The sequence below is a fragment of the Ramlibacter sp. genome (genome assembly GCF_035554825.1).
GTDB lineage: Bacteria > Pseudomonadota > Gammaproteobacteria > Burkholderiales > Burkholderiaceae_C > Ramlibacter.
In genome coordinates, this window is the sequence record NZ_DATMHS010000071.1 from 20,011 (window position 1) to 43,359 (window position 23,349).

The 23,349-nt window shown below is 71.2% G+C and carries 28 protein-coding genes; 14 read left to right on the forward strand and 14 right to left on the reverse strand.

Annotation, left to right across the window (positions count from 1 at the left end):
* The first annotated feature begins 1 nt into the window (after nt 1).
* On the forward strand, nt 2–925 hold the full coding sequence (locus VNT59_RS08105; protein ID WP_325497816.1) for a succinylglutamate desuccinylase/aspartoacylase domain-containing protein: 924 nt from the start codon (nt 2–4) through the stop codon (nt 923–925).
* 15 nt (nt 926–940) lie between these two features.
* Here the strand turns inward: VNT59_RS08105 and VNT59_RS08110 are convergent, their stop codons facing one another.
* The gene (locus VNT59_RS08110) at nt 941–1,216 is read right to left on the reverse strand and encodes a YkvA family protein (protein WP_325497817.1); all 276 of its coding nucleotides are present in this window, start codon (nt 1,214–1,216) and stop codon (nt 941–943) included.
* A 127-nt stretch (nt 1,217–1,343) separates the two neighbouring features.
* On the opposite strand from VNT59_RS08110, the gene VNT59_RS08115 reads away from it, so the two are divergent.
* On the forward strand, nt 1,344–2,555 hold the full coding sequence (locus tag VNT59_RS08115; RefSeq protein ID WP_325497818.1) for an MFS transporter: 1,212 nt from the start codon (nt 1,344–1,346) through the stop codon (nt 2,553–2,555).
* 19 nt (nt 2,556–2,574) lie between these two features.
* On the opposite strand, the gene VNT59_RS08120 is transcribed toward VNT59_RS08115, so the two are convergent.
* The gene (locus VNT59_RS08120) at nt 2,575–4,155 is read right to left on the reverse strand and encodes an amidase (RefSeq protein WP_325497819.1); all 1,581 of its coding nucleotides are present in this window, start codon (nt 4,153–4,155) and stop codon (nt 2,575–2,577) included.
* A gap of 246 nt (nt 4,156–4,401) precedes the next feature.
* On the opposite strand from VNT59_RS08120, the gene VNT59_RS08125 reads away from it, so the two are divergent.
* From VNT59_RS08125 to VNT59_RS08140, 4 genes are all read left to right on the forward strand, one after another.
* Nucleotides 4,402–4,755, forward strand: coding sequence for a hypothetical protein (locus tag VNT59_RS08125; protein ID WP_325497820.1), 354 nt, complete (start codon nt 4,402–4,404; stop codon nt 4,753–4,755).
* 94 nt (nt 4,756–4,849) lie between these two features.
* Entirely contained in the window at nt 4,850–5,614 is a 765-nt protein-coding gene (locus VNT59_RS08130) for an HAD family hydrolase (protein WP_325497821.1), read from the forward strand.
* 110 nt (nt 5,615–5,724) lie between these two features.
* Nucleotides 5,725–5,958: a MoaD/ThiS family protein gene (locus VNT59_RS08135; protein WP_325497822.1), complete on the forward strand. Its 234-nt coding sequence runs from the start codon at nt 5,725–5,727 to the stop codon at nt 5,956–5,958.
* Nucleotides 5,959–5,993: 35 nt separating this feature from the next.
* Entirely contained in the window at nt 5,994–7,871 is a 1,878-nt protein-coding gene (locus tag VNT59_RS08140; RefSeq protein ID WP_325497823.1) for an aldehyde ferredoxin oxidoreductase family protein, read from the forward strand.
* A 32-nt stretch (nt 7,872–7,903) separates the two neighbouring features.
* On the opposite strand, the gene VNT59_RS08145 is transcribed toward VNT59_RS08140, so the two are convergent.
* Complete coding sequence (locus tag VNT59_RS08145; RefSeq protein ID WP_325497824.1) at nt 7,904–8,257, reverse strand: hypothetical protein; 354 nt, start codon at nt 8,255–8,257, stop codon at nt 7,904–7,906.
* Between the two features lie 211 nt (nt 8,258–8,468).
* Between VNT59_RS08145 and VNT59_RS08150 the strand changes: the two genes are divergently transcribed.
* Complete coding sequence (locus tag VNT59_RS08150; RefSeq protein ID WP_325497825.1) at nt 8,469–8,807, forward strand: DUF2845 domain-containing protein; 339 nt, start codon at nt 8,469–8,471, stop codon at nt 8,805–8,807.
* Between the two features lie 15 nt (nt 8,808–8,822).
* On the opposite strand, the gene VNT59_RS08155 is transcribed toward VNT59_RS08150, so the two are convergent.
* From VNT59_RS08155 to VNT59_RS08180, 6 genes are all read right to left on the reverse strand, one after another.
* Entirely contained in the window at nt 8,823–9,188 is a 366-nt protein-coding gene (locus VNT59_RS08155; RefSeq protein WP_325497826.1) for a hypothetical protein, read from the reverse strand.
* A gap of 111 nt (nt 9,189–9,299) precedes the next feature.
* A complete protein-coding gene (locus VNT59_RS08160) occupies nt 9,300–10,142 on the reverse strand; it encodes an endonuclease/exonuclease/phosphatase family protein (protein WP_325497827.1) in 843 nt (280 codons plus the stop codon).
* Nucleotides 10,143–10,146: 4 nt separating this feature from the next.
* Nucleotides 10,147–10,998 (reverse strand): carbohydrate ABC transporter permease, encoded by an 852-nt coding sequence (locus tag VNT59_RS08165; RefSeq protein ID WP_325497828.1) that lies wholly within the window; start codon nt 10,996–10,998, stop codon nt 10,147–10,149.
* Nucleotides 10,995–11,897 carry a sugar ABC transporter permease gene (locus VNT59_RS08170; protein WP_325497829.1) on the reverse strand — a complete coding sequence of 301 codons (903 nt, stop codon included), beginning with the start codon at nt 11,895–11,897 and terminating at the stop codon, nt 10,995–10,997. The genes VNT59_RS08165 and VNT59_RS08170 overlap by 4 nt, the downstream gene beginning before the upstream one ends.
* Nucleotides 11,894–13,183, reverse strand: a complete 1,290-nt coding sequence (locus VNT59_RS08175; RefSeq protein ID WP_325497830.1) for an ABC transporter substrate-binding protein — start codon at nt 13,181–13,183, stop codon at nt 11,894–11,896. Before VNT59_RS08175 ends, VNT59_RS08170 begins: the two co-directional genes overlap by 4 nt.
* Before the next feature lie 23 nt (nt 13,184–13,206).
* The gene (locus VNT59_RS08180) at nt 13,207–14,220 is read right to left on the reverse strand and encodes an ABC transporter ATP-binding protein (protein ID WP_325497831.1); all 1,014 of its coding nucleotides are present in this window, start codon (nt 14,218–14,220) and stop codon (nt 13,207–13,209) included.
* 363 nt (nt 14,221–14,583) lie between these two features.
* Here VNT59_RS08180 and VNT59_RS08185 point away from each other — a divergent pair, with 363 nt between their 5' ends.
* A complete protein-coding gene (locus VNT59_RS08185) occupies nt 14,584–14,991 on the forward strand; it encodes a bacteriohemerythrin (RefSeq protein ID WP_325497832.1) in 408 nt (135 codons plus the stop codon).
* 27 nt (nt 14,992–15,018) lie between these two features.
* Here the strand turns inward: VNT59_RS08185 and VNT59_RS08190 are convergent, their stop codons facing one another.
* A complete protein-coding gene (locus tag VNT59_RS08190) occupies nt 15,019–15,807 on the reverse strand; it encodes a metallophosphoesterase (protein ID WP_325497833.1) in 789 nt (262 codons plus the stop codon).
* Nucleotides 15,808–16,056: 249 nt separating this feature from the next.
* Here VNT59_RS08190 and VNT59_RS08195 point away from each other — a divergent pair, with 249 nt between their 5' ends.
* The 3 genes from VNT59_RS08195 to VNT59_RS08205 all read left to right on the forward strand — a co-directional run bounded on the left by VNT59_RS08195 (nt 16,057) and on the right by VNT59_RS08205 (nt 18,399).
* Nucleotides 16,057–16,965 carry a nucleotidyltransferase gene (locus VNT59_RS08195; protein ID WP_325497834.1) on the forward strand — a complete coding sequence of 303 codons (909 nt, stop codon included), beginning with the start codon at nt 16,057–16,059 and terminating at the stop codon, nt 16,963–16,965.
* Nucleotides 16,966–17,018: 53 nt separating this feature from the next.
* Nucleotides 17,019–17,579 (forward strand): hypothetical protein, encoded by a 561-nt coding sequence (locus VNT59_RS08200; RefSeq protein ID WP_325497835.1) that lies wholly within the window; start codon nt 17,019–17,021, stop codon nt 17,577–17,579.
* Between the two features lie 73 nt (nt 17,580–17,652).
* Nucleotides 17,653–18,399: a GNAT family N-acetyltransferase gene (locus VNT59_RS08205; protein WP_325497836.1), complete on the forward strand. Its 747-nt coding sequence runs from the start codon at nt 17,653–17,655 to the stop codon at nt 18,397–18,399.
* Between the two features lie 44 nt (nt 18,400–18,443).
* On the opposite strand, the gene VNT59_RS08210 is transcribed toward VNT59_RS08205, so the two are convergent.
* Nucleotides 18,444–18,647, reverse strand: coding sequence for a hypothetical protein (locus VNT59_RS08210; RefSeq protein ID WP_325497837.1), 204 nt, complete (start codon nt 18,645–18,647; stop codon nt 18,444–18,446).
* Nucleotides 18,648–18,816: 169 nt separating this feature from the next.
* Here VNT59_RS08210 and VNT59_RS08215 point away from each other — a divergent pair, with 169 nt between their 5' ends.
* Nucleotides 18,817–19,653: an enoyl-CoA hydratase gene (locus VNT59_RS08215; protein WP_325497838.1), complete on the forward strand. Its 837-nt coding sequence runs from the start codon at nt 18,817–18,819 to the stop codon at nt 19,651–19,653.
* A 26-nt stretch (nt 19,654–19,679) separates the two neighbouring features.
* Here the strand turns inward: VNT59_RS08215 and VNT59_RS08220 are convergent, their stop codons facing one another.
* Entirely contained in the window at nt 19,680–20,162 is a 483-nt protein-coding gene (locus tag VNT59_RS08220; protein ID WP_325497839.1) for a hypothetical protein, read from the reverse strand.
* Between the two features lie 39 nt (nt 20,163–20,201).
* On the opposite strand from VNT59_RS08220, the gene VNT59_RS08225 reads away from it, so the two are divergent.
* A complete protein-coding gene (locus VNT59_RS08225) occupies nt 20,202–20,927 on the forward strand; it encodes a hypothetical protein (protein WP_325497840.1) in 726 nt (241 codons plus the stop codon).
* 38 nt (nt 20,928–20,965) lie between these two features.
* Here VNT59_RS08225 and VNT59_RS08230 read toward each other — a convergent pair whose 3' ends face one another.
* Together VNT59_RS08230 and VNT59_RS08235 are read right to left on the reverse strand one after the other, a co-directional pair.
* A complete protein-coding gene (locus tag VNT59_RS08230; protein ID WP_325497841.1) occupies nt 20,966–21,430 on the reverse strand; it encodes a hemerythrin domain-containing protein in 465 nt (154 codons plus the stop codon).
* A 310-nt stretch (nt 21,431–21,740) separates the two neighbouring features.
* Nucleotides 21,741–21,944 carry a hypothetical protein gene (locus VNT59_RS08235; protein ID WP_325497842.1) on the reverse strand — a complete coding sequence of 68 codons (204 nt, stop codon included), beginning with the start codon at nt 21,942–21,944 and terminating at the stop codon, nt 21,741–21,743.
* 260 nt (nt 21,945–22,204) lie between these two features.
* Here VNT59_RS08235 and VNT59_RS08240 point away from each other — a divergent pair, with 260 nt between their 5' ends.
* Entirely contained in the window at nt 22,205–23,176 is a 972-nt protein-coding gene (locus tag VNT59_RS08240; RefSeq protein ID WP_325497843.1) for a tripartite tricarboxylate transporter substrate binding protein, read from the forward strand.
* Nucleotides 23,177–23,349 lie beyond the last annotated feature (173 nt).

Consider the following 23,349-nt stretch of genomic DNA (forward strand, 5'->3'; position numbering starts at 1 on the left):
GATGGGGATCATCGAACCGAAATGCTTCGCCGGCGAGCAGCCGGGCACCCGGCTGATCGTGCTGGGCGCCGTCCACGGCAACGAGACCTGCGGCACCCGCGCGATCGAGCGGGTGACCGCCGAGCTGGCCGGCGGCCAGTTGCGCATCGTCCGCGGGCGCGCCACCTTCGTGCCGGTCACCAACCGCCTGGCCTACCAACGCGGCACCCGCGGTGGCGACCGCAACCTCAACCGGCATCTGGCGCCGACGGCAGCGCCGGCGGACAACGAGGACCGCATCGCCAACGCGCTGTGCCCGCTGCTGGCGGACCACGACGTGCTGCTGGACCTGCATTCCTTCCGCTCCGCGGGCTCGCCGTTCGTGATGGTCGGGCCCGAAGACAACGCCGGCGACCTGCAGCCGTTCTCGCAGGCGGCGCGCGAGCGGGCGCTGGCGCTGCGGCTGGGCGTAGCCCGCGCGCTGGACGGCTGGCTCGACACCTACGCCGCGGGCGCGGCCCGGCGCGGCGGCAGCGCGGCGTATGGGGTGGGCACCACGGAATACATGCGGGCGGCCGGCGGCTGCGCCCTGACCCTGGAGTGCGGGCAGCACGAGGACCCGCAGGCGCCGCAGGTGGCCTACCGCGCCATCCTCCGCACGCTGGCCCACCTGCGCCTGATCGATGCGCCCGATCCACCGCCGGCCGCGCGGATGGAGGGGCTGCGGCTGCGCGAAGTGGTCGACCGCGCGCATCCGGACGACCGCTTCGAGCGCGCCTGGACCAGCTTCGACCCGGTGCGCCGCGGCCAGCGCATCGGCGTCCGGCACGACGGCGCGGCGGTGCTGGCGCCGTTCGACGGCGCGGTGGTGTTCCCGGACGCGACCGCGGCGCCCGGCGCCGAATGGTTCTACTGCGCGCAGCCCCACCCGCGGCTCAGCCGCTGAGCCGCGCCGCCCGCGTCAGCCGGCGCGGCGGCCGGCCGTCGCCTGCGCGATCTCGGGCGGCAGGAACTTGAGCAGCCAGCGGATGGCGAGCGGCACCAGCACCAGGTCGTCGACGACGCCGATCACCGGCAGCACGTCCGGGATGATGTCCAGCGGCGAGATCACGTAGAGGGCCAGCAGGGCGGTGCCGAGCTTCAGCCAGACCGGCGCGCCCGGATGGCGCAGCGCGAACCACAGCTGCCGCGCGTCGCCGCGCACCAGGGTCCAGAGCAAGGTCACACGTTTCCACATGGGCTTTCCTGCGAAGCGGCCCGCCATCGGGCCGTCCGCCGTACATGGCGGCCGCGGCGCTCAGCACAAGAGTCGCTCGCGCAACGTTACATTCCCCGCCCGCAGCGCTGCCGTTTATGCTCGCGCCATGTCGTCCAAGCCGGCCACTGTGCTCCTGAACCTCGGCCACGCCGTGGATCACATGTTCCTGCTGATCTTCGCGACGGCCGTCGCCCCGATCGCCGCCGAGTTCGGGCTGGCGCGCTGGGAAGACCTGATGCCCTACGGCGCGGGCGCCTTCCTGATGTTCGGCCTGGGCGCGCTGCCGGCGGGCCGGCTGGGCGACGTCTGGGGCCGCCGTTCCATGATGGTGCTGTTCTTCTTCGGCATGGGCGTGTCGTCGCTGCTGTGCGCCGCGACGCGCTCGCCCTGGGAGCTGGCCGGCGCGCTGGCCCTGATCGGCGCCTTTGCCTCGATCTACCATCCGGTGGGCATCCCGATGCTGCTGCAGCACGCGCGGCGGCCCGGCGCCACCATCGGCCTGAACGGCCTGTCGGGCAACCTGGGGATCGCCGTGGCCGCGCTGCTGACCGGCCTGCTCACCAACTGGCTGGGCTGGCGCGCGGCCTTCGCCGTGCCCGGACTGGCCTGCATCGCCCTGGGGCTGGCGTTCGCATGGGCCGTGCCGCCCGAGCCCGAGGCGCCGGCGCGGCGCAAGACCGGCGCCGCCAGCGTGCGCCTGACTCCGGCCCTGCTGGCGCGCGCACTGGCGGTCATGACCGCGGCGTCGATCACCGGCAGCATGCTGTTCAACTTCACGACCAACGGCAACGCGCAGCTGCTGGCCGAGCGCTTCCGCGGGATCGTGGAGGAGCCGGCCCTGCTCGGCGCGCTGCTGGCGGCGGTCTACGCCACCGCCTCGCTCGCGCAGGTGGTCGTCGGAGCGCTGATCGACCGCTTCGCGCTCAAGCCGCTGTATCTGGCGGTCACCGCGGCGCAGGTGCCGGTGCTGCTGCTGGCCGCGCACGCCCAGGGCTGGACCTTCTACGCGCTGCTGCTCGGCGCGATGATCTTCATCTTCGGCGCCATCCCGTTCACCGACTCCATGATCGTGCGTTACGTCGACGATCGCATGCGTTCCAGCGTCGCCGGCATGCGCTTCACCATTTCGCTGGGCGTGAGCTCGCTGGCGGTGTGGCTCCTCGGTCCGGTGGTCAAGGGCAGCGGATTCGGCACACTGTTCACCGGCATGGCCGTGATCGCGCTGTGCACCTCCTGCTCGGTGCTGCTGCTGCCCTCGGACCGGCCGCGCGCGGCGAAGAGCGAACCCGCCCGGGCGGCCGGCGCCGCTGCCGAGTGAGCGGCCGCGGCCGGGGCGGTCAGCGGCGCGGCAGGACGCGCGCCGGCGGCGCCCGCCGGTGGCGCGTCCCCTGCTCGTAGGACCAGGCGAGCTGCAGCAGCTTGCCCTCGGACCACGCCGTGCCGACGAACGAAATCCCCACCGGCAAGCCGTGGGCGGCGCCCATCGTCACCGTGATGCTGGGATAACCGGCCACCGCCGCCGGGGATGAACTCGAGCCCTGGTACGCGTCGCCGTTGACGAGATCGGTGAGCCAGGCCGGGCCGCCGGTCGGCGCCACGATGGCGTCGAGCCGATGCCGGGCCAGCACGTCGTCGATGCCGGCGCGCGCCAGCCGGCGCGCCGTCTCGGCCGCCCGCGCGTAGGCCGCGTCGGTGAGCGGCCCGCGCGCCTGCGCCTTGAACAACAGGTCCTGGCCGAACCAGCGCAATTCCCGCGGCGCATGGGCCCGGTTGAACGCGATGACGTCGTCCAGCGACCGCACCGCCACGCCGCCGCGGCGCGCCAGGTAGCTGTTCAGCCCCGCCTTGAACTCGTACAGCAGCACCTCGAGTTCGTCGTCGTCGTACTCGCCGAGCGAGCCGAAGTCCGCCGGATCGACGAGCTCGGCGCCGAGTCTTCGGAGGTCGGCCAGGGCCTGCTCGAACAAGGCATCGGTGTGCGGGTTGTAGCCGGTGACCTTTTTGCGCGCCACCCCGATGCGGGTGCCGCGAAGACCGCCGGGCGTGAGGAAAGCCGTGTAGTCGGCAGCGACATGGCCCTCGGCCGGCAGCGTCGCCGGGTCCTGCGGGTCGACGCCCGCAATGGCCGAAAGCACCGCCGCCGCATCGGCCACGCCACGGGCCATCGGACCCGCGCTGTCCTGCGAATGGGCGATCGGGATGATGCCGGCGCGGCTGACCAGGCCGACGGTGGGCTTGATGCCGACCAGGCCGGCCACGCTGCTGGGACACATGATCGAGCCGTCGGTCTCGGTGCCCAGCCCGACGACGGCGAAGCTGGCCGCGATCGCGGCGCCGGTGCCGGAACTGGAGCCGCACGGGTTGCGGCCGGGGCCGTACGGATTCCTGGTCTGCCCGCCGCGCGCGCTCCAGCCACTGGTGGACTTGCTCGAACGGAAGTTGGCCCACTCCGAAAGGTTGGTCTTGCCGATGATCACGGCGCCGGCGGCACGCAGCCGCTGCACGACGAACGCGTCCCGCGGCGCCGGCGCTCCGGCCAGGGCGAGCGAGCCGGCGGTGGTGAGCATCCGGTCGCCGGTGTCGATGTTGTCCTTGATCAGCACCGGAATCCCGTGCAGCGGGCCGCGCAGGTGGCCGGCGCGCCGCTCGCGGTCGAGCGCGGCGGCGATCGCCGGCGCGTCGGGGTTGAGCTCGATGACCGCATGGAGGCCCGCGCCACCGCGGTCCAAGCGGCGGATCCGCGCCAGGCTGGCATGCGTGAGCGACTGCGCCGTCGCGCGACCGGACGCCATGGCCTGCTGCAGCCCGGCGACCGAAGCCTCGACGATCGCCGGCCGGCCGGCGGCTGCCTGTGCCTGCGCGCCCGACGCCGCGAGCAGCGCGAGCGCGACCAGCGGTCGGCGCGTGAACCATCCCATGCAGCACTCCTGCGGCGCCCCGGTGCGCGGCGGTCAGGGATTATCGGCGAGCGCGCGCCGGCTGCACTTCACGGATCCGGCGCCAGTGAGGCACCGGCTGTATGGACGGCACAACATCGGGCCGCTCAAATGGCTGAGCTGGTCGGCACTTCGCTCAAAATCGAAAGCACACCATGAGAACAGTGGAGAGCCAGGAGTGACGATCGAGCAGGGCGCGGGGCGCCGCGGGGCATCCGGGGAACGGACATGAACGGCGCGCCGGGTTTCGTGCGCACCTCGCAGGCCTGGTACGCCGCGACGGCGCTGGGGCCGTGCGTCGAGCGCGTCTGCATTTCGATGGACGGCGGCCAGCAGCCGGCGCGGCGCGGCGAACTGGTGCTGGAGTGGCGCGCCGCCGGCGAGCGCCCCGAATTGCGCGTCGGCCAGGACGGCTGGGACCTGCTGGCCAGGGATTTCTCGGGACTGCTGCGGCACATGCTGCGCCTGGACGGCGGCGTCTCGCCCGACGAGTTCTGCGCGCTGCTGCTGCGCCTGGGATTCGCCGACCGCACGGTGGAAAGCAAGCCGGCCAACGTCGAGCGCCTGCCGCTCGGGCGCTGAACGGCCGTGCCGCGGCGGGTGCTGCGCCCGCCGGCTGCCCGTGGATGCGGTCGCTGCTGACACGCGGGCGCCCAGGCGCCGTGTATCTTGCGGCATGGCCCTCGACTTCGCCCGCATCCGCGCGCTGTGCTTCGACGTGGATGGCACCATCGCCGATACCGACGACCACCTGGTGGCGCAGCTGTCCGCGGTGCTCGATCGGGTGCCGCTGGTGAGCGGCCGGCGCGCCGAGCGGCTGGCACGGCAGACCGTGATGGGGGCCGAAACGCCCGTCAACAATGCCTACGCGCTGCTCGACCGGCTGGGCCTGGACGTTCCGCTCGCGCGGCTGCGCGCCCGCATCCGCGAGACGCGCCGGCGCCTGGCGGATCCGGCCGACACGCGCAACCCGCAGGCGGTCGACGAAGTGCCGCACGAGATGATGGCCGGCGTGCAGGAGATGATCGGCATGTTGGCCGGGCGCTATCCGATGTCGACGATCTCGACCGGCACGGCGCTGCGGGTCGAGCGCTTCCTGAAGCACTACGACGTGTTCGAATGCTTCGCGGCCGTGGTCGGCTCGGAGACGACGCCGCGCATGAAGCCGCATCCGGACCCGCTGGTGTTCGCCGCCACGACGATGGGGGTCGATCCGGCCGCCTGCCTGATGATCGGCGACACCACGGTGGACATCCGCACCGGCGTGGCCGCCGGCGCACAGACGGTCGGTGTGCTGTGCGGCTTCGGCACCGAAGACGAACTGCGCGCGGCCGGGGCCGACCTGATCCTGGCGACCACCTCCGACCTGCTGGCCCTGCTGGCGCCGGCGCAGGACACGCTGGGCCGCACGGCCAGCCCCCGCCCCACCGGCGACAGGTAGCCCGGCACGCCGGCCGCGCCGCCGTGGCCTTCCGCTGATGCGCGTCAACGACGGGCGCCGTCGAACGCAAGAAGATGGTCCGGCGCGCCTTGCGCTGGAGTTCGAACGGAATGCGGATCACGGTCGAGATGCACGGCGAACTGCAGCGGTTCGGTCCGGCCGGCGGGCGACCCGCCCGGCTGGAAGTCGCGCCCGGCGCGACCGTGCGCGACGTGCTCGTGCGCCTGGGCATGGACCTGGACGAACCGTGGAACGCGGCGCTGGACGGCCGGCTGGCCGCGGCCGACGACGAAGTCCGTGACGGCTCGCGGCTGATCGTCTTCGCGCCGATTGCCGGCGGTTGAGACGACGGTGCTTCCTTTTTTTCTGGAGCAACGAGATGGTGCAAGGCCTGGCGAACAAGGTGCTGCGGGTCGATCTGAGCGACGGCCGGATCTGGACCGAGCAACCGGACGAGCGCTTCTATCGCCGCTACCTGGGCGGCGCCGGCTTCGTCGGCTACTACCTGCTCAAGGAAGTGCCGGCGGGCACCGACCCGCTGGCGCCGGAAAACCGGCTGGTGTTTGCCGCCGGGCCGATCACGGGAACGCCGATGCCAGGTGGTTCGCGCCTGTGCGTCGGCGCCAAATCGCCCCTGAGCGGCGGGATCGCGAAGTGCGAGGCGGGCGGGCACTTCGGCTACGAGCTCAAGCGCGCCGGCTTCGATGCGCTGGTGGTGCAGGGCAGGGCCGCGCGGCCGGTGTACCTGTGGATCCAGGACGGCGAGGCGCAGTTGAAGGACGCCGGCGCGCTGTGGGGCAGGACGGTGCTCGAGACCCACGAGGCGGTCGAGGGCGAGCTGGGCGAGCGGCGGGTGCGCACCGCGGCGATCGGCCCGGCCGGCGAACGGCTGGCGGCGATCTCCTGCGTGATGACGGACGTGCGCAACGCGGCCGGCCGCGGCGGCCTGGGCGCGGTGATGGGCTCCAAGAACCTGAAGTGCGTGGCCGTGAAGGGATCGACCATTCCGCAGGCCGCCGATCGCGAGCGCTACCGCGAGCTCGCGCGCTGGATGAACAACAACTACCAGACGCTGGGCAACGCGGCCGCCTTCCACGCGCTGGGCACCGGCGCCGGCATGGTCGGCGGCCACGCGATCGGCAACCTGCCGGTGCGCAACTGGAGCGACGGCAGCTTCGACGGCGTCGAGCAGATCACGGCCGACGCGGTGCGCGACAGCTGCCGGGTCGCGATGGATGGTTGTCCCGGCTGCCAGATCCGCTGCAAGAAGGTCGTGGAACTGGAAAACGAGCGGTTCCGCGTCGACCGCCGCAACGGCGGACCCGAATACGAGACGCTGGCTTCGTTCGGCTCGTTCATGGGCATCGCCGACCTGGCGGCGATCTGCCGCGCCAACGAGCTGTGTTCCCTGTACTCCCTCGACACGATTTCCACCGGGGGCACGATCGCGTTCGCGATGGAGTGCTTCGAGCGGGGGATCCTGACGGCGGCCGACACCGGCGGGATCGAACTGCGCTTCGGCAACGCCGAGGCCATGCTGCGCACGATCGAGCTGATCGCCAGGCGCGAGGGACTGGGCGACCTGCTGGCCGATGGCAGCCGTGCGGCCGCGCGGCGGCTCGGCCGGGGCGCGCAGGCGCTGGCGATGCAGGTGAAGGGGGTCGAATTCGGCATGCACGAGCCGCGCCTGAAACAGGGGCTGGGCCTCGTCTACGCCATCGCGGCCAATGGCGCCGACCACATGGCCGGGGCGCACGACACCTCCTTCATGCACGAGGGTCGCGCCATGGAGGCGGTGCGCAGTCTCGACAGCCCGGCGCCGCTGCCGGCGAGCGACCTCGGGGCCGAGAAGGTCGACCGGGTCAGGAACCAGCACCTGTGGCGCAATTTCAGCGATTCGATGGTGATGTGCCACTTCGTGCCGTGGACCCTGCGCCAGCAGGTGGACCTGCTGCGGGCGCAGACCGGCTGGGACTACACCGATTTCGAGGCCGTGCGGCAGGGCGAGCGCGTCGCGACGATGGCCCGGGTGTTCAACCTGCGCGAGGGCCTCACGGCGGCCGACGACTGCCTGCCCGCGCGGTTCCATGCACCGACGCCGCGCGGCGCGTTGCAGCACACGGCGATCGATCCGGCCGCGTTCGCGCAGGCCAAGCGCCACTTCTACAGCCTGATGGGATGGGATCCGGTCACCGGCGTCCCCGAGCCGGTGCGGCTGGAGGCGCTGGGGCTCGGCTGGGCCGCGGCGACCACCTGAGCGCCGGATCGCTTCCCAGCGCCGAAGCCTCGCTACCTGGGATGTTCGCCAGCGGCCCGCGCCGTGCGCCGCGGCTGCTTCGGCTTGGCCGCTCGGGGCGGTGTCCGGGTCGCGGTCGCGACCGGGCCGTCGGTCCGCAGCGCCGAGGTGCGGATCAGGCGGTCGGCCATCGCCGGCGCCATCGCGAAGGCGTGCAGGATCGAGTCGACGTTCTCCTGCACCTGGACCGTGTACTGGCGGCGCGCCGGCGACGCGGCGGCCGCCAGGCTGAGCTCGAGGAACCGCTGGGTCCCATGGACGAACATGCCGAGCGTGCCCCGCATGACGCTCAGCTGCAGCTGCAGCAGGTGGCCAGGATCGTAGGCGGGGCCGGCACGTTCGTTCATCGTTGCTCCTGAGGGTCGGCGGCCAGGCGAGGCCGGGGCCGCAATGTACCGCCCGGACCGGCCGCGGGATTGGCGGCCGTCAAATCGCGCAACGAATTCGACTGCCTCCTACGGGTCCGTGAGCATCCGTCCTACAGGGGTGGCACCCGCCATGCGGCGCCCGCGCCCGCGCTCCCGCGCGAGCACAATCAGACGCAATGGAGAGACCGCCATGAGGTTGCTGCATTGCTGCCTGGCACTGTCCCTGGCATGGCCCGCGCTGGCCGGCGCCGAGTCGCTGCGCTGCGAGGGCGGCACCGTGAGCGAGGGCGACTCGCGGCTGTCGCTGGCGTACAAGTGCGGCGAGCCCAAGCTGCGGGACGCCTACTGCTCGCCGGTGTACTACCCGGGCACGCTCGAAGTGATGCCCGACAGCTACGCGCTGCGGGTGGTGCCCTGCCTGGAGGTCGAGGAGTGGCTGTACGAGCGCGGCCCGGGACGGCTGGTGGTGACGGTCGTCCTGCGCTCGGGCGTCGTCCGGGCCATCAGCTACGGGCGCGTGCCGCAGTAGCGGCGCGCCGCAGCTTCACTGCTTGCCGGCGACGTTCTCGCCCGGCGCGACCCAGGTGCCGCCGGTCAGGACCCATTTGCCGTCGGCGCGCTGCACCCACTTGTGCTGGCGGTATTCCATGCCCGGCTTGCTCAGGACCCATTCGCCCGCCTTCCAGGCGTAGCGGCCGTCCTTCCATTCGTAGTAGCCGGCCGACCAGACGTAGCCTTCGGCGGGCGGCGGCGTGGCTTCCCAGCTGCCCGATGGCGGCGGCACGTCCACCGCGGTCTCCACCGCGGGCTTGGCCTGGGCCTTGGCCGGGGCCGGCTTCTTCGCGTTCGCGTCGACGGCCAGCGTGGCGGCCGTCGCGATCGCCAACGCCAGCGCGATCTTGCGTTTCATGGGGTGACTCCTTCGTCCAGCCGAGCCTCGGCGAAGGGCAGCGGCGGCGCTGCCGGACGGCGGCGCGAGCGCGCGTCGGACGCGTCCGGCCAAGGGCGTTGGCGCCGCCGGTCAGGCGATTTCGACCGCGACCGGTTGGTGGTCTGACACCTTGGTCGCGCTGTCGATGCGCAGCTCGCGGACCTTGTCCTTGAGTCCGTCGCTGACGAACACGAAATCGCACGCCACCGGCTCCGGCCCGTAGGTGCGGTCGTAGAGCCGGAAGGTGGGCGGATGCGGCTGCGAGCCGTGGCGCAGCCGCCAGCTGTCCCAGAGCTGCCCGTGGGCGAAGGGCTGGGTGAGCTGCGCGTATTCCGGCTCGCAGGCTTCCAGGTTGAAGTCGCCGCACAGGATGGCGTTGGGCGTGTGGACCTTGGTCTGGAACGGCGAGCCGTCGTCGCTCGGCTGCGGTGGCGCGGCGGCCTGCGCGCAGGCCTGCGCATGCAGCTCGCGCAACGCGATCGCCTGCGCCATGCGCTGGCGCTTCGAATAGAACTCCAGGTGCGTGGTCATCACCCGCAGCGGACCCAGCACCGGATCGAGCAGGGTCACCACCGTGCACACCCGCGGCATGCTGCGCACGCCGCCATCGGCGGGGTAGGGCAGCAGATGGTGCTGCACCTGGGTCACCGGCAGCCGGGTGGCGATCAGGTTGCCGAACCGGCGATGCTCGCCGTCCGACCACTCGTCCACGGCGGCGCCGAAGAACACCTGGAAGCCGGGCAGCAGCCGGCGCAGGCGGGCCGGCTGGTCATGGCCGGCATGGCCCGCCAGGCCCGGGTAATTGACGGCGATCTCCTGCAGGCACAGGACGTCGAAGTCGGCCAGGGCGCGCGCGCCGTCGACGATGCGTCGGGGGCTGACGACGCCGTCGAGGCCGCAGCACCACTGGGTGTTCCAGGTGACGAGTCTCATGGGTTCACTTGATGCCGGCGCGCATGAAGCTCTGCACGAACTGGCGCTGGAACAGCAGGAAGCCGACCAGCAGCGGCGCCGCCGTCATCAGCGTCGCCGCCGTGATCACCGACCAGTCGACGCCCTGGTCGACCGACGAGAACACCTGCAGGCCGACGGTGAGCGGGCGCGCCTTGACGCTGTTGGTGATGATCAGCGGCCACAGGAAGTTGTTCCAGTGGAAGCTCACCGAGACCAGCGCGAAAGCGGTGTAGACCGGCCGCGCCAGCGGCACGTACACGCGCCACAGCACCTGCATGGCGCTGGCGCCCTCCACCCGCGCCGCCTCGTCGAGTTCCTTCGGGATGCCCATGAAGGTCTGGCGCAGCAGGAAGATGGCGAAGGCCGATGCGAAGTAGGGCAGGCCGATCGCCACCAGCGTGTCGACCAGCCCCAGCTGCGACATCGTCTTGTAGTTCTCCACCAGCAGGATGTCCGGCATGATCATCAGCTGCACCAGCACCAGGGCGAAGGCCAGGTTCTTGCCGCGGAACGCGAACCGCGCGAACGCATAGGCGGCCAGCGTCGCCAGCACCAGCTGCACCGCGAGGATCATCGCCACCAGCAGCGCCGTGTTGAGGAAGTAGCGGGCGAACGGCGCCGCGTCCCAGGCCCGCCGGAAGTTGTCGAGCGTGAGCGGCGCCAGCAGCACGAAGCGCGTGGAGAACTCGCCCGGATGGAAGGCGGTCCAGACGGCGTACAGCAGCGGCAGGATCCACAGCAGCGCGAGCAGCCAGGCGGCGGCGGCGTCGAGCCAGGTGGGGTCGTTGTAGGCGAGGCGGCGGGCGCGCTCGGCCGGGCGGGAGGCGACGGTCATTTGTAATGCACCCGCCTGTCGAGCACGAAGAACTGGAACAGCGCGACGCTGGCCAGCACCACGACCAGCACCACCGTGATGGCAGAGGCGTAGGCCGTGTCCCAGAACTTGAAACCCACTTCGTACAGGTGGTACAGCAAGAGCGTGGACGCGTTGTCCGGTCCGCCGCGCGTGAGCACGAAGACGTGGTCGACCATGCGAAAACCGTTGATCACGGCGTTGACCAGCACGAACAGCGTGGTCGGCATCAGCAGCGGCCACTGCACGCGGCGGAAGAAGTACCAGCGGCTCGCGCCTTCGATGGCTGCGGCTTCGCGCAGGCTCGGATTGAGTGTCTGCAGCGCCGCCAGGTAGAAGATCATGAAGAAGCCGGCTTCCTTCCAGACCGCGACCACGGTGATGCAGGCCAGCGCCGTGCGCTGGTCGCCGAGCCAGTTGTGCGAGGGCAGGCCGAGCAGGCCGGTGAACTGCTCCAGCAGTCCGTACTGCGGCGTGTAGAAGAACAGCCAGATGTTGGCCACCGCGATCATCGGCAGCACCGTGGGCGTGAAGTAGGCCATGCGCAGGAAGGTGCGCCCGGCGATCCGCTCGTTGACCCACAGCGCCATCACCAGCGCCAGGCCGATCGACAGCGGAATCGTGGCTCCGGCGAACCAGAGGTTGTTGCGCACCGCCTGCCAGAACACCGGGTCGTCGACCATCGCCTGGTAGTTCTCCAGTCCGACCCACACCCCGGGGCGGCTGCCCTTGGGCGTCGAGTGGAAGCTGTCGATGAAGGTCGAGACCGCCGGCCAGTGCGTGAACGCCACCAGCAGCGCCAGGGCCGGCAGCAACAGCAGCCAGGCGTGAACGGCCGTGCGGCCGTCCGCCACGGCCGCTGTACCGACGGAACGGGTCACTTGGCCGAACGCAACAGCCGGTCCGCCTCGCGCTGGGCGTCCTTCATCGCCTGCGCCGGCGTCTTGGTGCCGGTCAGCGCCGCCTGCAGGCCGTCGTTCAGGGCCTTGGTGACGCGCTGGTTGTCGTGCGTCGAGAACTCCGCCACCGAGACCGGCAGCTGGTCGCGCGCGACCAGGGCGGCCGGGAAGTCGCGGCCGTACTTGCGCAAGGCGTCGGTGGCGTAGGCGGCCTCGGACACCGCGACGTAGCCGGTGTCCATGCTCCACAGCGCGGCGCGCTCGGGCTGCGTGACCCACTTGATGAACTTGAACGCGGCTTCCTGCTGCGCCGGGCTCGACTTCTTGAAGATGTAGAAGTTGCCGCCGCCGGTCGGCGAGCCCTTGCGCTTGTTGGCCGGGATCATCGCCACGCCGAAGTCGAACTTCGCGTTCGCCTTCACGTTGGTCAGGTTGCCGGTGGTGGTGTACATGATCGCGACCTTCTTCTCGAAGAAGTCCTTCGGCGTGGTGCCCCACTCGACGACGCCGGGCGGATGGACGCCGGCCTTGCCCAGGTCGACCCAGTACTGCAGCGCCTCGACGACCTTCGGGTCGTCGAACTTCACCGCGTTGCCCGCTTCGTTGGCGAGGATCGCGTCGTTGGTCGTCGTCAGCGTCTGGAACAGCCAGTACGGGAAGCCGCTCGACGGGATCTGCACGCCCCACTGCGTCACCTTGCCGCCGGCGTCCTTCTTCGTCAGCTTGGTGGCGGCCTGTTTCAGCTCGGCCCAGGTCGTCGGCGGCTTGTTCGGGTCGAGCCCGGCTTCCTTGAACAGTTCCTTGTTGTAGTACATGACGACGGTGGAACGCTGGAACGGCACGCCCCAGGTCTTGCCGCCGGTCTGGCTGTTCATCATGAACGCCTTGTAGAAGCCGTTCAGCCAGGCCTTGTCGTCGGCGGTCTTCACGAAGTTGTCGATCGGCACGATCGCGTCCTCGTCGATCAGCGTGAACATGTCGGTGGACAGCAGCACCGAGGTCACCGGCGCCTGCCCCGCCTTGTGGGCGGTCAGCGCCTTGACCAGCGTTTCCTGGTACGTGCCCGCGTAGATCGGGTTCACCTTGATGCCGGGATTGGCCTTGGCGAAGTCGCTGGCGAAGCCGTCGATGATCTTGGCGATCGGGCCGCCCACGGCGACCGGATAAAAGAACGAGATCTCGGTTGTCTGCGCCTGCGCCGGGCCCCAGCCCAGGGCCGCGGCGCCGGCCGCGGCGAGCAGGAATCGGTGGAAGGTCTTGCGTTGCATGTCGTCGGTGCTCCTCGTTGTGGTCAGTGAATCCGCCGGCCTTCGGCGTCGAAGTAATGCAAGGCCGTGTCCGGCCAGTCCAGCAGGACTTCGCTGCCGGTGGCCAGTTCGGCCTGGCCGCCGGTGCGGACGGTGAGCGATTCGCTGCCCACGCCGCAATGAAGGATCAGGTCCGCGCCCAGGTATTCGACGCTGCGCACGCGCGCCGGCACGCGCCCGCCCAGCGTCACCGACTCGGGGCGCAAGCCCAGCCAGTCGGCGGTGCGTCCGGCGGCCACGTCGCTGCCGGCGATCCGGCCGTCGGCGACGCGCAGCAGGTTCATCGCCGGGGTGCCGATGAAACTGGCGGCAAACGTCGTTGCCGGCGCGGCATAGAGCGAGCGCGGCGTCGCGGCCTGCTCGACGCGGCCGCGATTGAGCAGCACCACCTGGTCGGCCATGCTCATCGCCTCGGCCTGGTCGTGCGTCACGTACACCACCGTCAGGCCCAGGCGCTGCTGCAGCTGGCGCAACTCGGCGCGCATCTCCTGGCGCAGCTGCGCGTCGAGGTTCGACAGCGGCTCGTCCATCAGGCAGACCTTCGCCTGCGCCACCAGCGCCCGCGCCAGCGCGACGCGCTGCTGCTGGCCGCCCGACAGCTGCGACGGCTTGCGGGCGAGCAGGGCGGTCAGACCCAGGAGTTCGGCCGTTTCGGCCAGCCGCTTCGACGCCTCCGCGGCTGCCATCCTGCGCACCGACAGGCCGAAGGTGATGTTGTCGGCCACGGTGAGGTGCGGGAACAGCGCGTAGTTCTGGAACACCATCGCGATGCCGCGCTCGGCCGGCGGCAGGTCGGTGACGTCGCGGCCGTCGATCAGGACCCGGCCGCTGCTGGCCGTCTCGAGGCCCGCGATGATGCGCAACGTGGTGGACTTGCCGCAGCCGGAGGGTCCCAGCAGCACGCAGAAGCTGCCGGACGCGATCTCCAGGTCGATCCCCTCCAGCGCCGTGGTGCTGTCCCAGCGCTTGGCCACGTCAACAAGCTGAATTGATGACATCGGGCGAGTATATGGAGCGGCCGTTGCGGTCCGCCCTCCCGGGCCAGGCAATCTCTTCGGTGTTTCTCCCGTGGTGGCGCGCCGCGCCGCGGGTTAGCGTGTCTTGCAGCCGGCGGCCGACGCGCGGCGCCGTGTCGGTCCAGCGCCTGCGTGCTGCCGCGCGAGCGGGCAACGCGATGCGGCCCGCGCCGCGCCTGCGGTCGCAGCCGGCGTCCCATCGCTTATCCACAGCCTTCTCCACCGTTGTTGGGGATATCTCGACGCCGGCGTCCGGCCCTCGGAATCTGGCGCGCGTTTGCGCTGGCACAAATTTCACCTCCGCCCCAGCCGATAGGCTCGCCCTTTCTTCAGGAGGCGCTCGAGATGAGTCTGTTCGTCTGGGATGCGAAGTACACGCTGAACATCGCGGAGATCGACGCGCAGCACCAGCGGCTGTTCGCGCTGTTCAACGAACTGTACGACGCGATGCAGCAAGGCCGCGGCAACGACATCGTCGGCCAGGTGCTGGCGGACGTGGTGGACTACACCGGCTACCACTTCGCGACCGAGGAGCGGCTGCTGCGCCAGTACGGCTATCCGGAAGCGGCGTCGCACCATGTCGAGCACGCCAGCCTGTCCGAGCAGGCCAACGGGCTGCGCAAGAAGCTCGACGGCAGCCAGGGCGAGGTGGCGCTGGCCACGCTCAAGTTCCTGTGCGACTGGCTCAATCGCCACATCCTGGGCTCGGACAAGAAGTTCGCGCCGTTCCTGATCGACCGCGGCGCGCGCTGAGCGTCCGCGCGGCGCGGGCGACGCGGCTCACGGGACGCTGACGGCGTCGCTGCGCTGGTCGCCAGCCGGCGCACCGGCGGCGTCGACCGGCAGTTCGAACAGGCGGAACGGCGGCTGGTCGGGCCGGCTGCGTTGCAGCAGCGGCCGGGCCACGTTGAACACCGGCACGCCGCTGATGGTCCTGGCTTCGAGCGTGCCGCGGTGCGCATGGCCGTGGAACACCGCGTCCACCGGATAGCGCAGCAGGGGCTCCTCGAGGCGGCTGCTGCCCAGGAACGGAAAGATCTCCGCCGGCTCGCCGGCCACCGTGCCGGCAATCGGCGAGTAGTGCAGCAGCGCGATCCGGCGCGGCGTGCGCAGCTTGGCCAGCGCCGATTCGAGCTTCATCGCTTCGTGCTGCGCTTCCTGCACGAACAGCTTGATCGCCGGCTCGCCCCAGGCGCCCAGCGACCCGCGGCCGAAGCCGCCGGCGAAGCCTTTCGCGCCGGCGATGCCCACCCCGCCGATCTCGCAGGCGTCGCCGTCGAGCACGCGCACGCCGGCGTGGGCCAGGATGTCGCTGACGACCTGCGGCGTGCCGGACTCGAAGTCGTGGTTGCCGAGCACCGCCACGATCGGCACCGACACGGCGCCGAGCTCGTTGGCCAGGATCTGCGCTTCCTCGGCCGTGCCGTAGTCGGTCAGGTCGCCGCACAGCAGCAGCGCGTCCGCGGCCTCGGAGGCCTGGGCGAAGAAGGCGCGCAGGGTGCCGGCGGAATCCTTGGTCACGTGCAGGTCGCCGACGGCGGCGAAGCGGACGCTGATGGACTGGCCCATTGGTCTTCAGGCCTGGCGGGCGTCGTTGCGCAGGGCCGGGACGGCCGGGCGGTTGGCGTGGGGCATGGAACAGCGATCGTCGAGATGAGATGGCCTCCATGCTGCCGCCCGGCGCGGCCGCCAACCATGTCCATCCGCCGTCGCGGGTTGTAGGCGCAGGCTGACGCTTGATGAGGTCGCTGACCCCAGTGCCGTGGCTGCGCCTCCGATTAGGCTGGAGCCGTCGTACCAACCTACTTTCGCAGCCGCATGTCGTCCGTCCCGCTTGCCCCATCCCTCGAGGAGGAGGTCGCGCCCGAGACCGCCGCCTTCTACCGGCGCGCGCTCGGGACCCTGGCCGGCGCCGGGGTGTCGTTCCTGGTCGGCGGCGCCTTCGCCCACGCCTGCTTCACCGGCATCCGCCGCTCGACCAAGGACCTGGACCTGTTCATCCGGCGCGAGGACTACGAGCGCGTGGCGGCGCTGATGCAGGCGCAGGGTTGGCGGACCGAGCTCACCTACCCGCACTGGCTGGCGAAGGTGTACGCGGGCGACGATTTCATCGACCTCATCTTCAACTCCGGCAACGGCGTCACGCCGGTCGACGAGCAGTGGTTCCGCGACAACCCCGAGGCCGAGGTGCTGGGGGTGCCGGTGCGCATCGCCAACATCGAGGACGGCCTGCTCTCGAAGGCCTTCATCATGGAGCGCGAGCGCTACGACGGCGCCGACGTGGCGCACCTGCTGCAAGCCAACGCGGAGCGACTCGACTGGGCCGGGCTGCTGAGGCGCTTCGGCCCGCATTGGCGGGTGCTGCTGGCCCATCTCACGCTCTTCGGCTACATCTACCCGGGCGAGCGGCACCGGATTCCGGCCTGGGTGATGGAGCAGCTGACGGCGCGGCTCGCGGCGGAGAGCGCCGGCGCGCCGGGCCAGGACGCGCGCGTCTGCGCCGGCACGCTGCTGTCGCGCGAGCAGTACCTGCACGACGTCGAGCAGCTCGGGTACGTGGACGGCCGCCTCACGCCGGCCAGCACGATGACGCCGGGCGACGTCGCGACCTGGACCGAGGCGATCCCGGCCCGGCAGGCCGAGCCGGCGCTGCCGCGCGCCGGTGCCCTCGAGCCGTGCCATCAGGCAGACCCGCTGCCCGCGACCAGGCCGACGCCGGCGGCGTAGCGGCGCTGCGCGTCGGCCCTGCGCGACAATGGGCGGGCGAGGAATACGAGACCATGCCGTCCATCCGCACCCACGTGGCATTCACGGCCGCCGCCGCGGCGGCGCTGCGCTCGGCGCTGGGCGCCGGGGGCGACCGGCCGCGCCCGATGTTCACGCTCGATCCGCTGCACTCCATCGGCAAGCTGCCGTGCGCGGGCGACCTCGTGGCCGACCTGCGGCTGGCCGCGCGTGTCTGGCGCGTCGAGCAGCGTTCGCTGCTGGTGGACCCGGACGCCAATGCCGTCATCTCGCTGCTGGTCGGCGAAGCGCCGACGGCGCGGCTTGCGTGCGACCCGGACGCCGATCGGGTGCAGCTGACCGAGGGCGCGCAGGCGGCGCTCTTCGCCGAGCACGTCGGCCGCGACCAGCCGTCGGCGTGCCGCCTGCTGATGGCCGCCCTGGCCGCCATGCCCGATCTCCGGCCGGGCGACGTGGTGCGCGACAGCAGCTGCTCGCGCCACATGTTCTTCGTCGAGGAGCGGCTGTTCCTGTGGACGCCGGCCAACGAGGTGCGGGTGCGCTACCTGCTGGACGTCGGCATGAAGGCCGGCGAGTGGCAGCAGTTGCGCGCCTAGGGCTTCCTGCGTCTTCGCCGCGCGGCGCAGTGCCGCGGGTGGGGCCAGGCGCGCGCCGCGCCAGAATGCAGGCATGGACGAGATCGAGGCGATCGAACGGGCGACGCTGGCCGCCGTGCCGCCGCAGCGGCAGGAGCGCTGGGGCGGCTGGCTGCTGGCGTTCGACGACGGCACCGTGGGCCGCTGCCACAGCGCGGCGCCGCTGCGACACGACACGCCGCGGGCCGACTGCCTGGGCGAGATCGAGCGGCGCTACGCCGAGGCGCGCCTGCCGCCGGTGCTGCGCGTGCCGGACCTGCCGGCGTTCGCCGGGCTGGTCCTGCAGCTGCAGGCACGCGGCTATGCCCGCTCCAAGCCGACGCTGGTGCAGACCTCGCTGGTGACCGGGCTGGCCGCGGGCGGCGCCGGCGCCGTCCCGGTCGAAGTGGCGGACCGTCCCGGCCCGGACTGGGAGCAGGTGTTCCTCGGCGAGGGATTCGACCCGCGCGACGGCGCCAGCCGCCTCGCCATCCTGCGGCGCGGCCGCGATTCGGTATTCGCCAGCGTGCACGAGGCCGGGCGCACCATCGCCGTCGGCTCGGCCTGCTTCAGCGGCGGCTGGTGCGGCGTGCACGGCATGCGCACGCTGCCCGCGCATCGCGGCCGCGGCCTGGCCGGGGGCGTGTTGTCTGCGCTGGCCGAGGCCGCGCGCCGCCGCGGCGTGGAACGCTGCTTCCTGCAGGTGGAGCAGGGCAACGCGGTCGCGCGTTCCTTGTATGCCGGCCGCGGTTTCTCCACCGCGTGGAGCTACGGCTACTGGAAGCAGCAGCTGCCCGCCTGATCAGTGGCGCGCGCGCCGTGCCGATGCCTGCCGCAGCGCTCGTGTCAGCGGCAGCCGCAGTGGCCGGCGCAGCGGTTGGCCATGACGCAGTCGATCGGCGTGATGCAAGGCTTTTCTTCCTTGCGTTCGCCCTGGAGCACCTCGGGCGGCACGCGCAGCGGCGGACCGTACTTGTCGCCGGCGCCAGCACTGGAACCACCGCCGGCGCCGCTGCCTGCCACTGAACCTGATCGGGGATCGTGTTTCATGATGGTTCTTTCTACGGGCTGGCGTTCTAGTCGGGTTTGATCTCGCTCAGGATGAGGCTGCACGGGGCGCCCGCCGCGGCGCGGGCCCTGGGTTTGCGAGGGGTCGCGCGGCCGGCCATCATGGCAAGGTTCCGACCGCCCCCCGTCCATCCTTCACCGGAGTTCCGACATGACCGATTCCCCGACGAACGCCCTGGCCACCGGCGCCAGCGACCTGGTCGCCACCCTCGAGGACGGCATCCTGACGCTGACCCTCAACCGGCCGCAGGCGCGCAACGCGATGTCGCGTGCGATGAACGAAGCCTTGCAGCAGCAGCTGGCGCAGGCCGAACTCGATCCGGCCGTGAAATGCATCGTGCTCACCGGCGCCGGCAACGCCTTCTGCGCCGGCGGCGACGTCAAGGGCATGGCCGCCGCCGGCGACGGGACGGTCGGCGCCATGACGATCGACCAGGCGATCCACCGCCAGCGACTCAATCAGCGCGGCACCGCCGGCCGGCTGTTCCAGATGCCCAAGCCGACCCTCGCGTCGCTGCCCGGCGCGGCGGCGGGCGCGGGCCTGTCGCTGGCGCTCGCGTGCGACCTGCGCGTGATGGCGAGCACCGCGTTCCTCACGACGGCCTTCGCCCGGGTCGGCTTCTCCGGCGACTATGGCGGCAGCTACTTCCTCACCCAGCTGGTCGGCTCCGCCAAGGCGCGGGAGCTGTATTTCCTGTCCGAGCGCGTCAGCGCCGACGAGGCGCTGCGGCTGGGCCTCGCCAACTGGGTCTGCGAGGGCCAGACGCTGGCGGCCAGAACCCGCGAGATCGCGCTGCGGCTGGCGCAGGGGCCGACGGTGGCGTACCGCTACATGAAGGAGAACCTGAATCGTGCGCTGGCCGGCGCGCTCGACGAGTGCCTCGACCTCGAAGCCACCCACCACATCCACTGCGGCCAGACCGAGGACCACCGCGAGGCCGCGCGGGCCTTCGTCGAGAAGCGCGAGCCGGTGTTCCAGGGGCGTTGACGCGCCGTCGCCCGGGGATCTGGCCGTCAGAGCTCGGTCTCGGGCGCCACGCGCGTGTAGCGGATGCGGTTGCCGTGGATGTGGTCGACGCCCACGAATTCGTTGCGGGACACGAACTCGACCTGGAAGGTGGCGAACGGCAGGTTCAGTCGCGACGGGGGCCGGCCTCGCATCAGCGTGTATTTGCGCTTGAGGTTGGTTCCGTCGTAGAGCCACGTTCCTTCGTGGACGAAGTCGCTCGCGACGCCGGCAGCATCGGTCACCCGCACCGTCTCCCGGAAGCTTCCGTCGGGCTCGAGGATGAGGAGGTGGCGCGACCTGACGCCGCGCTCGGTCCGCTCACGCAGCCAGGTGCCTGCCAGCCGGTCCTGCAGGTCGTCCTGGACCGCCGCGGCCACCGGCGGCCCGGCGCCGCTGCCGGGCGCGGCACTGTCGCAGGCGTATGCCAGCGCGCACAGGGCCAGCACCGCAGGCAGGCAGCATCGTCGCAGGCGCGGGGAGACCACCACCACGACCTCAGCCCGGCGCGCTGCCGGCGCGCGTGATCAGTGGCATTCGCCGTCTTCACCCGGCGCGAAAGCGCGCTCGCCGGCGCCTTGCGGCGGCGCCGATGGCGCGCCGGACTTTCCCTGCCGAGCCGCCGCCTCGCCGGCGCGCTGCTTCGGATCGTGCGGCGCCGGCTGGGCCTTCGGATTCGTGACCTGACTGCGATCCTCGTTGCGGCTGTGTTCCATGGCGATCATCCCCGGGGCCGGGACCTGGGCGCGGGCTGCTGGCCCCGACCCGAGCCCGCGCGCCGCCGCGACACGCGGCTCGCGCCAGTCTTGCGCCGCGGCGGCTCCGTGGTCGTCATTTTTTGCAACGGAGCGGCGCCGCCGCTGCCTCGCGGCGCCGGCACCGGCAGCGGCGAAGGAGGGCAGGGCGATCGCCGGGCGCCGGCGGCGTCGCCGCAGCTGGTACGCTGCGCGACAACCATGACCTACCGACTGAAGCTGTATGAAGCAGACGCTCCCGCGCACGAGCTGCGCGCCGCGGAACGGCGCTTTCGCGAGGCCCTCGAGGCATCCATAGGCGGGCCCGAGCTGGTGCTGCCGGTCTACGCCGCCTACCAGCGGATCGTGGCCAGCCACGGGGAAGAACCCGCGGCGGACGATCTGAGCGACGCCCAGCGGACGGTCTTCGAGCAGTGGCGGGCGGCCGCAACCGCCGCCGTCGCCGCGGCGTTCGGGCCGAACCGCTACATGGGCGACGCCCATTACGAGATCGAGCCCTAGCCGACCGCGCGCGGCCGCAGCGCTGGGCTGGAGCGCCGTCAGGCCGCGGCCATCAGCTCCTGCCGGCGTTCGGCCATTCGCGCGCCCAGCGCCACCAGGTCGAGCCCGGCCTTCTTCGCCTTCGGGAACATCTCGGTTTCTTCTTCCTTCACGTGGTGTTCGATGAGCTCGCCCATCACGTGGACCTTGGCGTCGTACTCGTCGCCGCCGGCGCGGGCGCCTTCCAGCTGGGCGATGAGGTCCTTGACCGAGCCGTGCTCCACGTTGGCTTCCGGCACCAGTTCATGGTCGTGCAATGCCGCCTGCACCGCGGGATAGAAGATCTCCTCTTCGAGCTGCATGTGGACGGTGAGCTCCTTGCAGATCTCTTCGGCCAGTTCCGCCTTGTCGGCGTCGGACCGGAGCTTTTCGAAGGCCTTGAACATGCCGGTCACTTTCTGGTGGTCGGCCACGAGTTGGGCAATGGCATCCTGGCCGTTGGGTACGGTCGTTGTGTTTTTCACTGGAATATCCTTGGCTGGTGGGTCCGCCGGGGCCGGCGGCGTTGCTGCTGAGGTCGCCTGCAACAGGCGTCGTGCCCCACATTTGAGGTGCAGCGCGAGGGCGGGGCCGTCGGCGGGCTGGGCGTGTGGGCGTAGGACCGCGCCGGGGGCAGCAGGGGTGTCGCCGGCCTCGCATGGATCCGGCGCCGCACCGCGCGAGGGCTGCCCGCCGCCGATCAGCGCGCGCTCGCGCCGGCAGCCGTTCGCGTCGGCGACCCGGCCGGCGCCACCAGCAGCGCGCGGGCCGCACGACGCCGGTTCGAGGCGGCGCCTATGCCTGCGTCTGGCCTTGGCTGGCCGGTGCCAGCCGGCGGCCGATGGCCCGCGCTCGTTCCGCGGCGGCGCTCCATTCGGCGCACGCCTTCACGTGTTCGTTCACGTCGACCGGGGGCTGGTCGAGCCGCTTCCACGCCAGTCGCTCCTCGAGCAACGCGGCTTCATAGGCCGACTCGACGAATTGATGGCTCGTGCTCATGGCTTGCACTCCTGTTTGACTGCAGGCGGGCGCCGGCCCTCCGAGGGTGGGCGCGCGGTCGCTACGCTCCATGATAGGTCGCGCCGGCCCCGGGGCAAAGACAGACGCCGGCCAGCGGTCGGGGTGCTTCCCGCGATGCCGCGCATCGCGTCGGGTGGCGCCCGATTGACGCTGTGTCGAGCTTGCCTGTAGTCTCTCGCAGCCCCGCGCTGCCGCGGCTCGCGCGGGCACCGACGCAGTCACATCAGGAAGGAGCGTTCATGCGTTTGCTGCACACTCTGGTCGCGGCCATCGCGCTGCTCGGCAGCGTTTTCGCGCTGCCCGCCAGCGCCCAGTCCGACTACCCCAACAAGCCGATCAAGTGGATCGTGCCCTATCCCCCCGGTGGCACGACCGATCTGCTGGCGCGCATCATGGGGCAATGGCTCTCGCAGCGGCTGGGACAGCAGGTCATCATCGAGAACCGGGCCGGCGGCGGCAACAACATCGGCACCGAAATGGCGGCACGGGCGCCGGCCGACGGGTACACCATCCACCTGGTCAATCCGGCCAACGCGATCAACGCGACGCTCTATCCCAAGCTGCCGTTCAACTACCTCGAGGACATGGTGCCCATCGGCGGCATCGTCCGCGTGCCCAACGTGATGACGGTGACCAAGAACTTTCCGGCCAAGACGGTCGCCGAATTCATCGACTACGGCAAGAAGCACCCGGGCAAGATCAACATGGCCTCGTCCGGGGCCGGCACGTCGGTGCACCTGTCGGGCGAACTCTTCAAGTTCATGACCGGCATCGACATGAAGCACATTCCCTACAAGGGCGCCGGCCCGGCGATCACCGACCTGATCAGCGGCCAGGTCGACGTGCTGTTCGACAACATGCCGTCGATCATCGGCCACATCCGCGCCGGTTCGGTGCGCGCCCTGGGCGTGACGACAGCGCAGCGTTCGCCGGCGCTGCCCGACGTGCCGGCCGTCGCCGAGACGGTGCCGGGCTATGAGGCCAGCGCCTGGTTCGGCGCGGCCGCGCCCAAGGGGACGCCCGCCGCCGCGATCGAGCGCCTCAATCGCGAGTTCAATGCGGCGCTCGCCGATCCCGGGATGAAGGCCAAGCTCGCCGACCTGGGCGGCGTGCCGATCCCCGGGACGCCGGAGCAGTTCTGGGACATCCACCGCATGGAGACGGAGAAGTGGGCGAAGATCGTCAAGTTCTCCGGCGCACGCGTCGACTGAGACGAGGCTGACATGACCAGTCCCTGGAAAGCCGCCCGACCGGGCGATCCGCTGGCGAGCGTCGACACGCCCGCCCTCGTGCTCGACCTCGACGCGTTCGAGCGCAACCTGCAACGCATGGCGAGCGCCGTCGCCGGCCGCAACGTTCGGCTGCGCCCCCACGGCAAGAGCCA